10 protein-coding genes are annotated in these 13,518 nt (G+C 40.6%); 4 read left to right on the top strand and 6 right to left on the bottom strand.

The window, feature by feature from the left end; genetic code table 11:
* Nucleotides 1-14: 14 nt before the first annotated feature.
* On the bottom strand, nucleotides 15-1,130 hold the full coding sequence (locus tag EGS47_RS03610; protein WP_004990744.1) for an ABC transporter substrate-binding protein: 1,116 nt from the start codon (nucleotides 1,128-1,130) through the stop codon (nucleotides 15-17).
* Nucleotides 1,099-3,201 carry a TonB-dependent siderophore receptor gene (locus EGS47_RS03605; RefSeq protein WP_125269188.1) on the bottom strand — a complete coding sequence of 701 codons (2,103 nt, stop codon included), beginning with the start codon at nucleotides 3,199-3,201 and terminating at the stop codon, nucleotides 1,099-1,101. Before EGS47_RS03605 ends, EGS47_RS03610 begins: the two co-directional genes overlap by 32 nt.
* A 75-nt stretch (nucleotides 3,202-3,276) precedes the next feature.
* On the opposite strand from EGS47_RS03605, the gene EGS47_RS03600 reads away from it, so the two are divergent.
* Nucleotides 3,277-4,425: a DUF1624 domain-containing protein gene (locus EGS47_RS03600; RefSeq protein ID WP_005002994.1), complete on the top strand. Its 1,149-nt coding sequence runs from the start codon at nucleotides 3,277-3,279 to the stop codon at nucleotides 4,423-4,425.
* 47 nt (nucleotides 4,426-4,472) lie between these two features.
* Here the strand turns inward: EGS47_RS03600 and EGS47_RS03595 are convergent, their stop codons facing one another.
* From EGS47_RS03595 to betI, 4 genes are all read right to left on the bottom strand, one after another.
* On the bottom strand, nucleotides 4,473-4,964 hold the full coding sequence (locus EGS47_RS03595; RefSeq protein WP_005002996.1) for a hypothetical protein: 492 nt from the start codon (nucleotides 4,962-4,964) through the stop codon (nucleotides 4,473-4,475).
* Between the two features lie 702 nt (nucleotides 4,965-5,666).
* Nucleotides 5,667-7,322, bottom strand: coding sequence for a choline dehydrogenase (betA, locus tag EGS47_RS03590; RefSeq protein ID WP_005002999.1), 1,656 nt, complete (start codon nucleotides 7,320-7,322; stop codon nucleotides 5,667-5,669).
* A 99-nt stretch (nucleotides 7,323-7,421) separates the two neighbouring features.
* The gene (gene betB / locus EGS47_RS03585; RefSeq protein ID WP_005003001.1) at nucleotides 7,422-8,894 is read right to left on the bottom strand and encodes a betaine-aldehyde dehydrogenase; all 1,473 of its coding nucleotides are present in this window, start codon (nucleotides 8,892-8,894) and stop codon (nucleotides 7,422-7,424) included.
* A complete protein-coding gene (gene betI, locus EGS47_RS03580; RefSeq protein ID WP_005003004.1) occupies nucleotides 8,887-9,513 on the bottom strand; it encodes a transcriptional regulator BetI in 627 nt (208 codons plus the stop codon). The genes betB and betI overlap by 8 nt, the downstream gene beginning before the upstream one ends.
* A gap of 429 nt (nucleotides 9,514-9,942) precedes the next feature.
* Between betI and EGS47_RS03575 the strand changes: the two genes are divergently transcribed.
* The 3 genes from EGS47_RS03575 to EGS47_RS03565 all read left to right on the top strand — a co-directional run bounded on the left by EGS47_RS03575 (nucleotide 9,943) and on the right by EGS47_RS03565 (nucleotide 13,515).
* A complete protein-coding gene (locus EGS47_RS03575) occupies nucleotides 9,943-12,003 on the top strand; it encodes a choline transporter (RefSeq protein ID WP_005003005.1) in 2,061 nt (686 codons plus the stop codon).
* Between the two features lie 12 nt (nucleotides 12,004-12,015).
* A complete protein-coding gene (locus EGS47_RS03570; RefSeq protein WP_004996247.1) occupies nucleotides 12,016-12,642 on the top strand; it encodes a MarC family protein in 627 nt (208 codons plus the stop codon).
* A gap of 360 nt (nucleotides 12,643-13,002) precedes the next feature.
* Nucleotides 13,003-13,515, top strand: a complete 513-nt coding sequence (locus EGS47_RS03565; RefSeq protein ID WP_004990728.1) for an acyl-CoA thioesterase — start codon at nucleotides 13,003-13,005, stop codon at nucleotides 13,513-13,515.
* Nucleotides 13,516-13,518 lie beyond the last annotated feature (3 nt).

The following is a 13,518-nucleotide window of genomic DNA, read 5'->3' as shown; positions in this document are numbered from 1 at the left end:
GGGAGTGATCAATTTCATGGGGCATTCAGGGCTTGTGCTGCTTTTGAACCATACAACATACTCAGTACTTGATATTGGGTTTCTTTCATGTTGTCAGATGATTGCACGTCAGTATAAATGTGGTGATGTAAATAAAGTGCAGTCAACACGATTTTGATGGTATGAGGATTATAGATAAAAGCAGGGCTTAAATTAAAAACTCTACGCCGTTGAACAGACTTCAGCGTTTGTAATTCAGGGCGTTGATAAATCAACTGCGGATCGGTATTCCAAAGCACGATATTATCAGGATTCCATTCAATCAAGGTTTCTGGGTTGACGTTGGGTTGATTGGTTTTCGTCGACACAATATTTTTCGCACCAGCCAATTCGATAAAATCATTGGTAATCGATTGAGTTCCTGATGTCGAAAAAATACGACCGCCCGACCATGCATAATAAATAGTTTGCTGATGGGGTTGTTTTGCAGTATTACGCTGAATCTCCGTTATTTTTTGATCTGAATATTGCAGTATCGTTTTTGCACGGACTGTTGCATCGGTTAAAATCGCAATGTTTGATAATTCTTCTTTGACCTGAGCATAAGTCGAAGATTCCATAATATAAACTGCAATGCCTAACTTGCGCAGAAGGGCAATGGTCTGTTTTTCTCCTCCACCCATAATGACTAAATCAGGTTGTAGCATTAATAGACTTTCGATATTGGTCGCATTATTGCCTTGAGAGGGGCTCTGAATCTGTTTGGCCTGAATGCGTCGGTCTAAAACAGAATATGCGTGATATAACATTGGCTGTTGATAAATTTCCGCAGGAATTCCGACAATTTTATTGCCCTGATTGAGCATATATAAACCATCACAACTCGACTCAAATAAACACACCACACGTTGGGCAGGATGCTCCAACGTAACACGATAACCCGAAGAATCAACAACACTAAGACGAGAATGTGATGGTGTGGTTTGAACTGATTGAGTCTCTAATTGTGGTTTTTGCTCTGTAATGTCTCGGGGCTGACAGGCTGTCAATGTGATTCCCAAAAGTACACAAATGCTGAACATGACAACTTTTGGGAATGAAAAATGTGACAAAATCAAATCAGAACGTCCATTGTACCGAGAGTGACGCATTTAACGGATCACCTGGCTGGATCCACAGATCACTATAACTTTCAACATAGTAGGTTTTATCAAACACGTTGTTAATATTGAATTGATAACGTAACTGGCTATTCGGTTCATAATACGCATTTAAATTGACCAAGGTGTAATCGGGTAATTCAAAGCCTGTGCTTTGTGTCCCATTACGTTTCCCAACATACTGTACATTTGCCCCAACACCTGCTTTTTTTATAGCCTGTTGTAAAAGCACATAATCTAATGCCAGATTACCACTATGGCGAGGAATATTATTGAGCGGAGTTCCTTTGGCAATGGTTGTATCTTTATGAATCTGTGCATCGGTATAAGCATAGTTTGCCATTAAATGCAGTTGATCTGTGAGTTGACTTTGCAGATCTACCTCAATGCCCCGACTTAATGCTTCACCTGCGGCATACTGATAATTTGCATCGCTTGGATTGGTGGTGAGCACATTTCGTTTTTTCATGTGAAATAATGCCAGACTCAATAAGGATGTGTCATTAAACTGATATTTACTTCCGATTTCATAACTTTCACCTTTTTCAGGTGCAAACACTTGTCCATTGGCATCTGTACCACTGTTCATGGCGAAAGAGTGTCCATAATTCGTATAGAACGACAACTGCTCATTCCATTTATAATTTATACCCGCACGAGGCGAGGCCTGATGAAAGGTTTTATCGGTAGAAGTATTGGCTTTGTAATTATCTAAAGACTGTTTGACTTGGTCGAAACGTGTACCAACTAAAAGACTCCATTGATCATCGAAGAACATTTGATCCTGAAGATTTAAAGCAAAATAGTCCTGTTGTTCACGGGTATTGGTTTGCAGCCCCATATTGGGTAAATACACGCCATATTGAGGATGATAGACATTGATCTGATTGACACAGTATCTTGCGCCTGAATATTTATAATCACAACGGAGCTGATATTGATCAGAAGTCAATTGACCTGCTTCAGTACTGATCAGGATCTCATGACGCGCCCAGTCTGTATTCAACTTACCTAAAAGTTCAGCCTGTGCGAGTAGATCTTTGGTGAAATAATCACGATAACGACGTTGACGATTTAAAGTTTCACCATCTGATTCAAAAGATTTAGGTTCAGTGGAAAAGCCTTTCATCAATCCTTGCTTATAACTGACGGCACTATTGAGTTTCCATTCATTATTTAATTCATGCGCCAAACGCAGTTGATAAAACTGATCATTCAATTTCATGTCGCCATCGTCTGGTTCGCCTGTAAAGGTTTTGGGACTCATCAGAATCTGGCCTTTATAGGCGCTGATACCACGATCAAAAGTGCCTTTTTGCTGAGTGATTTCGCTGTCAAAATCAAGTTGAGTCTGATCAGAGATTTTCCAACTTAACTGCGGTGAAAAAAACCAGCGTTCACTATTCACCTCATCACGAAAGCTTTGATTGTCTTCATGGGCAATGGCCAATCGATAAGCCAGTTGATCATTCAGCGGCGCAGTATATTCAAAGCTACCACGGTATTGTTGTTCGGTATTGGCGCGTAAGTTGAGTTGTCCTTGCGGCTGCCATTGTGGCTTTTTTGTGGTGATATTAAGCAAACCACCCATTTCACCACGACCGTATAGCGCGGCGGCGGGGCCTTTTAAGAAGTCCAGAGATTCAATATTGAGCATATCTCGTGGTGCACTGAGTCCACGATTTACGCTTAAGCCATTTCGGATACTGGCTGCGCCAAGATTAGGATCCGTTGCAAAACCACGAAAAGAGTAATTATCCCAAAAGCCACCGCCATAATTATTTTGTGCAAAGACACCACTGACCAGATGAATTGCATCTTCAATACGTTGACTATCTTGTTGTTTTAAAATGTCCTGTGAAAGATAGCTACGACTAAAAGGAATATCTAAAACATCATGTGAAAATTTACTTGCGGCAGAGGTGGTTTTTTCATTTTCCTGATTTTGATCAGCCTGTAGGGTGATGGTAGAAAGAACATTATTTGGAGAATCGGCCCAACTGAGACCAGAAAGAAAAGAAAAGCCAATAAATGACGACAGCAGACGATATTTATGCTGCATAAACCCCTCGATAAACATGACAAAAAACAACTTTTGAAATAATATAACATTTCAAAAGTTGAAGCTATAACGTTTATGCCACAAGCAAAAAATATTCCACGTCTCCAATCTATCGATGCATTACGCGGTTTAGTGATTATGATCATGTTACTGGATCATGTTCGTGAAACATTTTATTTAGATAAACAGGTCAGTGACCCAATAAATGTCACTGAAACGGAGCCTGCACTTTTTTGGAGCAGATTTTTGGCACATTTATGTGCACCTGTATTCGTTTTGCTTACGGGAATGTCGGCTTTTTTATTTCAGATGAAAACTCAGAGCATTGAGCAAACCCGTCATTTTTTATTGAAACGTGGTTTGTTTTTAATTTTGCTGGAATTCACCTTGGTTAATTTTGCATGGACAGCCACTTTTCCTCCAGAGGTGATTTATTTACAAGTGATCTGGGCAATTGGTCTGAGTATGGTGATCTTGTCAATGTGTATTGGACTACCTAAAAAGATTTTACTCAGTGTCGGGTTGTTGATCATTTTTGGTCATAATTTGCTAGATCAAATAAGTTTTAAAGATATTCCAATACTGGAACCTCTCTGGTTGATTCTGCACGAGCGGGGCTGGATTGAATTTGAAGGGTTACGAGTCAGAACGTCATACCCCGTATTACCGTGGGTGGGTGTGATTTTATTTGGGTACTGTTTAGGGCAGTTTTTTCAGCCCAAGTTTAATGCGCAGCAACGTGATCGTTATTTGATCTTAATTGCGATGTTGAGCATTGTATTGTTTGTATTGCTTCGTTTGCTGAATATCTATGGGGATGAAGCTTGGCAAAGTTATGATTCTTTGACATTGAGTCTAATGAGCTTTTTTAACTTCACCAAATATCCGCCATCTTTATTGTTCATTTTGTGGAATGTCGGGATTGGATTGATCGTTCTGATTGCCTTTGATCGATGGATTCAAACGCCTTTTTTGAAAGTGTTGGTGGTGTTTGGTTCAGTCCCTATGTTCTTTTATCTACTGCATTTATATGTGCTCAAGCTGCTATATGTGATCTCTGAACTATGGTGGGGAGCAAATGAATCAGGCTATTTTTCAGTTTCTGGGGTGGCTCAATTATGGATCATCACATTATTTTTGATCTGTCTGCTTTATCCGGTGGTTAAAGCATTTTCAAGCTATAAGCATGCGAATAAGCATATTGCATGGCTTAAATATTTTTAGTCGATCAATACAATGAGGTATGTTATGACGGGACGGAAAATGACCTGTCATAAGGCACCATAATGTTGCCAGCTACCGTTATAAGGAAGTGAATCATAATACCCTTTGAGTAAGCTAAGTTCGTAATACTGAACCGCTGCCAAAGCAATTAGTGAGCATAACAGTACGGCTTTGAGTAAATGAAGTTTTTGCGGATGTTGGGCAATAGAAGGAATGCCGAACAACGTCAAACAAACTGATGGCAATAATACAATTGCTTTAAGATGGGTTAAAAACATAAATCCATAACTATAAATCAGCCCGATGATCAATAGAATCAAGCCTAAACCAGCTAGATTACGACTTCTTTCAGATTCACGCAGTGCAAAAATACTCTGAAGTGCAAGCACCACAATAGCAAAAAAATAAAACGGAGTGCCCCCAATCATGACATCGTAAGTTGCGTTTAAAGCACAAACGACCCCGATAATGGTGATGATTAACAGATAGATTACAGAATAAAACTTATGCGAAATGCTGTTTATTCTCGCCATATTCATTTTATTCCTCTACGTTTTATGACATGTGTTTAGCATATTCTTTTAAAAATAATCGTTCTATTTTACGCATGTAAATTATGTATAAAGCATGTTTGATTTTTAGCCATAAATGCTATTCAGATCGAGATCATACTGTCGATTTGTGAAGAAAGTGTCTTAAATTTGCTGGTCAGTTTGCGCTTTGAAAGGATGAGTATCTATTTAACATTCAGGATGCTTTCGCTAATGAACGCTCTAATACGACTATGCCAACAAAATTTTAATAGGACAGATGATGCGCTTTAATAGGCTTGAGTAATAGCTTAGCTTTTTTGATAGGTATAAAAATGGAATGTAACGGCATCTAAAGTTTAGAGGGAGGGAAATTAATCTATTTATTTAAAATACATTAATTTTTTAGATAACCGCTACATTCCAATAGACGCGTATTCTAGATGAGATGAATATCAATAATCGAATTTTAATTTGAAATGATTAAATTTTTACAATAAATACAAATTATATCAAAAAAATCCTTATTTTATTCATAATCTTGTGAAACTTGAAAAGTGTAGTTTCTTGAGGTTTAGTCTAAAAAATAATAAAAATGCACATCAGCTGAGGCATTGATGCGTTGAAATTGTACGAGGTGTACGATAGATGATGCAAAATTTCAATCATCGAACATGGGGGTAAATTAGTCCGATGATTGATCAGGATGAATTAGGCGCGATAAAAAGGTGCTTCGGAACGTGGTAATGGCGCATGCCCACGAATTTGATCTGCAATTTTCTCCGCCATCATAATGGTGGTGGCATTCAAATTGCCCGTAATGATTAATGGCATAATGGAGGCATCGACTACACGTAAGCCTTGCATACCATGAACTCGACCCTGATGGTCGACCACTGCCATCTCATCTTCACCCATTTTGCAGCTACAGGATGGATGGTAAGCTGTTTCGGCATGATTACGTACAAAGTCATCGAGCTGATCATCTGTATTTAACGCATTCCCTGGACTGATTTCTTCACCGCGATATGGATCAAGCGCGGGCTGATGCATAATTTCACGAGTAATACGGATCGCCGCACGAAATTCCTGCCAGTCCTGTTCAGTAGACATGTAGTTAAACAAAATACTTGGATGCTGAAATGGATCTTTGGATTTTAGTTTGATACGACCACGTGATGGAGAACGCATGGAACCCACATGGGCTTGAAAACCATGTTCCTTAACGGCATTACTGCCATTGTAGTTGATCGCAACTGGTAAAAAGTGATATTGAATATTTGGCCATGCAAACTCATCTGAAGAGCGGATAAACCCACCTGCCTCAAACTGGTTACTTGCCCCAATGCCTTTACCTAAAAACAGCCATTCTGCGCCAATAGCTGGCTGGTTATACCATTTGAGCGCAGGGTAGAGCGATATAGGTTGTTTACACTTATATTGCAAATACATTTCCAGATGATCTTGCAGGTTTTCACCCACCCCTGGCAAATCATGGATGACTTCAATATCCATCGATTTTAAAAAGGTACTTTGTCCCACACCAGAGCGCTGTAAGATTTGTGGTGACGCAATTGCGCCCGCACATAACAGCACTTCTTTATTGGCATAGCCTTTTTTTACATCATGTTGATTGGCACCTTGTATATATTCAACGCCAATCGCTTGTTTGCCATTAAATAAAATTTTGTTGGTCGTCGCATGGGTCACAATTGTTAAATTTGGACGATCTTTTGCCAGATCCAGATAACCACGCGCAGTACTGGAGCGGCGACCATTTTTGGTCACAGTGCGATCCATCGGGCCAAAACCTTCTTGCTGATAACCGTTTAAATCATCTGTGCGTGGATAACCTGCCTGTACACCTGCTTCGACCATGGCATGAAATAAGACGTTATTATCCTGTTTAGGCGTTGCGACACTGACTGGGCCATTTCCACCATGATAATCATTTCCGCCAATATCGCGGGTTTCTGCTTTTTTATAATACGGCAGACAGTCGGCATAGCTCCAATTTTCTAAACCTTCGAGTTTTGACCAACCTTCAAGATCCATGGCATTGCCACGGATATAGCACATTCCATTGATCAGCGATGACCCGCCCAAACCTTTACCCCGACCACATTCCATACGGCGGTTATTCATGTATGGTTCAGGATCGGTCAAATACGCCCAGTTGTATCGGCGACCTTGTAATGGATAAGCCAATGCAGCGGGCATCTGAGTACGGAAGTCCAGACGATAGTCAGGTCCTCCTGCCTCTAAAAGCAAGACCGAAACATGGGCATCTTCAGTTAAACGTGCAGCCAGTACATTGCCTGCTGAACCAGCTCCAATAATAATGTAATCGTAAGATTGAGTTGTCATTACTATTCCTTAATCTTGTAGGTGTCAAGCTGCCTGAGCAGCATTGACAGCAGATGTTTTGAGGAAAATAAAAGAGAAATACAAAGAGTATAAAATGGGCTAAAACACGCTTTGATAATCACCCAGTTCAACTTGAATCGACTTGGTACGGGTATAATGATTAAGGGTTGAAATGCCGTTTTCACGTCCAACGCCTGACTGTTTGTAGCCACCAACAGGCATTTCAGCAGGGGATTCACCCCATGTGTTGATCCAGCAAATACCTGCTTCAAGCTGATGAATCAGGCGATGCGCCTGAGAAATATCTTGAGTCACGACACCCGCAGCCAAACCAAAGTTAGTGTTGTTAGCACGTTGAATGGCTTCTTCAATTGTGTCATAAGCCAAAATACTCATGACGGGGCCAAAGATTTCTTCCTGTACAATCTTCATATCATCAGTACAGTCTGTAAATACAGTGGGTAAAACATAAGCGCCTTTGGCGAGTGAACTTTCTGTAGCACGTTCACCGCCAATCAGTAATGTCGTCCCTTGCTGTTTGCCTAATTCAATATAAGACAAGACTTTTTCCATATGCGGGAAGCTGACCAATGGGCCAAAATTGGTGTCTGCATTTAGTGGATCACCGATGCGAATCCGTTGAACACGTTCAACTATTGCTTGCTCAAAATCAGACTTTAGCGATTGTGGAATAAAGACACGTGTACCATTGGTACAGACTTGACCCGAGCTAAAGAAATTTGCCATCACAGCAATATCTGCGGCACGATCAAGATTCGCATCTTCACAGATGATCAGTGGAGACTTTCCACCCAGTTCCATGGTGACTTCTTTTAGCGTGGAACCCGCAGCACTGGCCATGACTTTTTTGCCTGTTTCCACACCACCCGTAAACGAAATCTTCTCAATCACAGGATGTTCAGTCAGCCATTGTCCGATTTCACCGCCAGCGCCTTGCACCACATTAAATACACCATCAGGCAGTCCTGCTTCTGTATAAATTTCAGCGAGCTTTAGGGCTGTGAGCGGTGTCACTTCACTCGGTTTAAAAATCATGGCATTGCCCGCAGCAAGGGCAGGGGCAGATTTCCAAAGTGCAATCTGGATGGGGTAGTTCCATGCGCCAATACCTGCAACCACACCTAAAGGTTCACGGCGAGTATAGAAAAAACTGCTTTCACGTAATGGAACCTGTTCGCCCTGAATTGCAGTCGCCAGTCCTGCATAATATTCAAGTACATCTGCACCAGTGACAATATCCACTGTAGAAGTTTCGCTCAAAGCTTTGCCTGTATCCAGTGTCTCTAAATGAGCCAGTTCATCATTACGTTCACGTAAAATATCGACTGCACGGCGCAGAATGCGTGAGCGTTCAACCGCAGTTTTACTTGCCCAGATTTTTTGACCTTCAGTTGCACTTTTTACCGCAGCTTCAATGTCTGCTTGAGAGGCTTGTTGAATGGTGGCAATGACTTCACCTGTTGCTGGGTTGATGCTATCAAATGTTTTGCCACTGCTTGCATCTGTATATTGTCCATGGATATATAAACGATGAAGTTTTACATCACTCATTTTGTCTCTCCTGCCTTGTGTGTTTCATCAGCTTGAGCTGTGTATCGACATAGTCATAAGCAATCGAACGTGCCATTGTTGCATCAAATTCTGTATCGCCATTTAAACTTCCACGTAACCATAAACCATCAATCAAAGCGGCAAGACCACGAGCCGCGATACTGGCCTGATCTTCGGGAAGTAATTTCAGAAAATGAAATTTCAGGTTGGAATACAAGCGTTGATCATTAATGCGTTGTAATCGTCCCAATGCTGGCATATGCATACTGGCCGACCAAAAATCCAGCCAGATGCGCATCGCTCTTTGATTGACCTGACTAATGTCAAAGTTTGAATCAATAATCGCTTTAATCATGTTCTGAGGGTCAGAGTCGCTGAGTTCTGCTTTGTATTGAGCGGTTTTACCTCGTAATACATTCAGCATTTCCAACATACAGGCATTAATTAAACCCTGTTTATCACCAAAATAATGACTCACGATCCCCACTGAAAGTTGGGCTTTTTTTGCAATTTGAGCAATGGTGGTATTGGATAATCCCACTTCATAAATCACGTCATAGGCGGCGTTGATAATTTCTTCACGGCGCACATGCTCAGGTTTAACTTGGCGTTTGTTCATGTATGTCCTTAAAAATATAAGGTTTTGCTTCAATCAGTTGGTTATAGAACATGATCGCATTTTTTTATCATAACGCTTATTGATTGAACGTTCAATCAATAAGCGTTATGATTGTATCGTAAAATTGTTGCAACAAGGTATGGAAGAGGCAAAGAGTTATTTTTAAATATGTGGCAGTCGATGATGTTGCTTTGACGCGATGTTCGATTGCGCATCTCAAAAAAAATCCTTTGCATTTTCTATACATAGAATATCTGGATTTGTAAATGCAGATATCCAATCATGGAGTCAATCGGTGGCGATATCGTAATTGAAGAATCTATTACAAGCCTACATCCTGCTGTGGTCTAAGCTTGAATGGATTAAGTCTATTCACTGATATTGAGTATTTAACTTTTTTTAATTTTCTAAAATTTACTTGAGGATTGTATGGCAACAGATAATCCAAGAGCAGTCGATGATCAAGAGACTCATCCAAAAGATCGTTTAAATCGTGTGGTCTTTTATGTTTCTGCCCTTATTATTTTAATATTTTCACTGACCACGATTTTATTTAATGACTTTGCCAATCATGCATTAAACGCGGTTTTAGGTTGGGTCAGTTCAACCTTTAGCTGGTACTATCTGCTGGCTGCCACCTTATATATGGTGTTTGTGATTTTTATCGCCTGCTCACGTTATGGCAATATTAAATTGGGCCCAAAACATTCCAAGCCTGAGTTTAGTCTACTCAGTTGGTCTGCCATGCTGTTTTCTGCGGGCATTGGTATCGATTTGATGTTTTTCTCAGTGGCTGAACCATTATCGCACTATATGCATCCGCCAGTGGGAGAGGGGCAAACCTATGAAGCTGCACGTCAAGGTATGGTCTGGACACTCTTTCATTATGGCTTAACAGGCTGGTGTATGTATGCCCTCATTGGGATGGCACTGGGCTATTTCAGTTACCGCTATAACTTGCCACTCACCATTCGCTCTGCCTTATATCCAATTTTTGGTAAAAAAATTAATGGGCCGATTGGTCATAGTGTGGATACGGCTGCGGTGATTGGAACGATATTTGGTATCGCAACGACTTGTGGTATTGGTGTGGTTCAGCTGAATTATGGCTTACACGTATTATTCGATTTACCTGAAAATTTATGGATTCAAACTGCGCTCATTTTAGTGGCGGTTATTATCACGATTATTTCGGTCACGTCTGGTGTTAATAAAGGCTTAAGAATTTTATCTGAGATCAATATTTATGTCTCGGTTGGGCTGATGCTGTTTATTTTATTTTTGGGCAATACAGAATTTTTACTCAATGCGCTTGTTCAAAATGTAGGGGATTATCTCAGCCGTTTCCCAAGTCTGGCGTTGGAAAGCTTTGCATTTAATCAACCCAAAGAATGGATGAATAGCTGGACGCTGTTTTTCTGGGCATGGTGGGTGGCGTGGTCGCCATTTGTGGGGCTATTCCTAGCACGTATTTCACGTGGTCGTACCATCCGTGAGTTTGTGTCAGGAACCTTAATTATTCCATTGTTATTTACTCTCACTTGGTTATCTATTTTTGGGAATAGTGCATTACACAACGTCATTTTCGACGGCAATATTGCACTGGCTGAAACGGTACTATCTAATCCAGCACATGGTTTTTATGATTTATTGGCTCAATATCCGTGGTTTCCGTTTATTGCAGGTGTTGCAACCATTACAGGCTTACTATTTTATGTGACATCCGCGGATTCGGGTGCGCTAGTATTGGGTAACTTTACCACGCAATTTACCAATATTGATCATGATGCGCCGCGCTGGCTCAGTGTGTTCTGGGCTGTTGCGATTGGTTTATTGACTTTAGCGATGCTCATGACCAACGGCATTACCGCACTACAAAATGCCACCATTATTATGGGACTGCCTTTTAGTTTTGTGATGTTTTTAGTGATGGCGGGTCTTTATAAATCTTTAAGACTTGAAGATTATCGGCAAGCCAGTGCCAGTTTAAATGCTGCCCCTGTCGTCGGAAACGTAGATATTTTAAATTGGAAAAAACGTTTGTCCCGAGTTATGCATCATCCAGGGACATTTGAAACCAAAAAAATGCTGAATGAAATCTGTCGTCCAGCGGTTTTGGCGGTGACTGAAGAGTTGCAGAAACGAGCTGTTCAAGTCGATGTTACCGAAGTTCCACTTGAAGAAGATGTAGAGTTGTATCATCTGGATATCACCATTCATCTGGAAGAAGAGCAGAACTTTATCTATCAGATCTGGCCTGTACGCTATATCGCGCCAAACTTTAGTGAGCGCGGCAAGCGTGGAAAACAGTTTTATTATCGTCTGGAAACTTATTTATATGAAGGTTCACAGGGCAATGACCTTGTAGGTTATACCAAAGAACAGGTCATTAATGACATTCTGGATCGTTATGAGCGACACATGACTTTCTTACATATTAATCGGATTAGTCCCGGTAATCGTCCGCTTTTTCCAGATCCTAAAGCTTAGGAGAGCCCTTGAATGTTAACGCCGTATATTCATTCCTTTGCCTTGTTTTTTTCTTTGCTCAATCCCTTTTTGATGAGCATTTATATGGTGGGCATGATCCGAAATTCGGAAGCCAAAGTGTTTAACAGGGCACTGATTCAAGGATGCGTGATCGCTTTCGTGGTATTTATGCTATTTGCATGGGGAGGCGAAACCATCTTTAGTAAATATCTCAATGTACGTTTTGAGGCTTTCCAGATTTTTGGTGGACTCATCTTTTTGGTGATTGGCTATCGCTATGTGTTTCAGGGTGCGGATACCATTGGCGAGATGCGCGGCGCGCCTGAACATTTGGCAGGCACCATTGCCATGCCGTTTATGATCGGGCCTGGGACTATTAGTGCGGCTGTTGTGACTGGCATCGGTTTACCGATTGGTGGAGCAGCACTGATTATCGCATTCACTCTTGCCATTACCTGTAGTCTATTAATTCTGATGAAATTTGCGCACGATCATTTACGCTATAAACATGCTAAATATATCGATCGTTATGTAGATATTGTTGGGCGGTTGTCTGCCTTACTCATTGGAACCATTGCAATTGATATGATTATTACAGGCATTGTTGGAGTGATCCGAGATATTCCTGTTACGGGGTAAAATATTAAACTCAGGTCGTTATATCTTCATATTGACCTGAGTTTTATTTTAAAACAGTGTTGGTATTGATAGCACTATTTAGGCTTTGTTTAGAATTGAAAAGTTTTCATCATGGATCAATCGATTATAAGATTTTAAAGTCACTTTAATGATTAGACTTGTTTCATAATGATTTAAACCCTCTTTATTTTTGGACTGTAAGGAGAAATAAAAGAAAGGTATGAAAAGAAGTCGGTTATAAATAATACTCATTTTCAGTTATATTAAATAATCCGTTGATTTGCCGCTCTAGACATTTTTTTCTTAGTAAAAAGGGATCATAATAAGACGCTTATGTTATTGTTTCATAGAGTCCGTTAAATGTCTCCATTAGATCAAATTACTCAGGCTTCGGATGAGCAAGCCGAGTTGGCAATGTCAGTGCTAATGACTCCTGATATGGCAAATTTTTCAGGAAATGTTCATGGTGGAACAATTTTAAAACTGCTTGATCAAGTCGCTTATGCTTGTGCAAGTCGTTATTCAGGCAGCTACGTGGTGACTCTATCAGTAGATAAAGTTACGTTCAAAGAGCCAATTTATGTGGGCGAGTTGGTCACTTTTATGGCGTGTGTGAATCATGTGGGTCGAACCTCAATGGAAATTGGGATTCGTGTTGAAGCACAAGACATTCGAAAAAGAACGATTCGTCATACCAACAGTTGCTACTTTACTATGGTAGCTGTTGACGAAAACGGTAAACCTCAACAAGTCCCTTGCTTAAAACTGGATAATGATTTGAAGCGCTGTCGTTTTGAAGCAGCAGAGCAAAGAAAGATTCACCGTTTGCAGCAAAACACCCAGCCTTCTTGCAGTATGTATCGTAATACCTGATTG

Origin of the sequence: Acinetobacter sp. FDAARGOS_515 (assembly GCF_003938865.1) — a bacterium.
Taxonomy (GTDB): Bacteria; Pseudomonadota; Gammaproteobacteria; order Pseudomonadales; family Moraxellaceae; genus Acinetobacter; species Acinetobacter ursingii.
Note: the sequence above shows the minus strand (reverse complement) of the source record. Positions and strands in the feature narration are given on the sequence as shown.

What these genes read in the sequence shown, in the direction of transcription:
- EGS47_RS03575 (WP_005003005.1), top strand. Translation starts at nt 9,943, where the DNA reads ATGGCAACAGATAATCCAAGAGCAGTCGATGATCAAGAGACTCATCCA.
- EGS47_RS03605 (WP_125269188.1), bottom strand. Translation starts at nt 3,201, where the DNA reads ATGCAGCATAAATATCGTCTGCTGTCGTCATTTATTGGCTTTTCTTTT.
- EGS47_RS03610 (WP_004990744.1), bottom strand. Translation starts at nt 1,130, where the DNA reads ATGCGTCACTCTCGGTACAATGGACGTTCTGATTTGATTTTGTCACAT.
- EGS47_RS03595 (WP_005002996.1), bottom strand. Translation starts at nt 4,964, where the DNA reads ATGAATATGGCGAGAATAAACAGCATTTCGCATAAGTTTTATTCTGTA.
- betA (WP_005002999.1), bottom strand. Translation starts at nt 7,322, where the DNA reads ATGACAACTCAATCTTACGATTACATTATTATTGGAGCTGGTTCAGCA.
- betB (WP_005003001.1), bottom strand. Translation starts at nt 8,894, where the DNA reads ATGAGTGATGTAAAACTTCATCGTTTATATATCCATGGACAATATACA.
- EGS47_RS03565 (WP_004990728.1), top strand. Translation starts at nt 13,003, where the DNA reads ATGTCTCCATTAGATCAAATTACTCAGGCTTCGGATGAGCAAGCCGAG.
- EGS47_RS03600 (WP_005002994.1), top strand. Translation starts at nt 3,277, where the DNA reads ATGCCACAAGCAAAAAATATTCCACGTCTCCAATCTATCGATGCATTA.
- EGS47_RS03570 (WP_004996247.1), top strand. Translation starts at nt 12,016, where the DNA reads ATGTTAACGCCGTATATTCATTCCTTTGCCTTGTTTTTTTCTTTGCTC.
- betI (WP_005003004.1), bottom strand. Translation starts at nt 9,513, where the DNA reads ATGAACAAACGCCAAGTTAAACCTGAGCATGTGCGCCGTGAAGAAATT.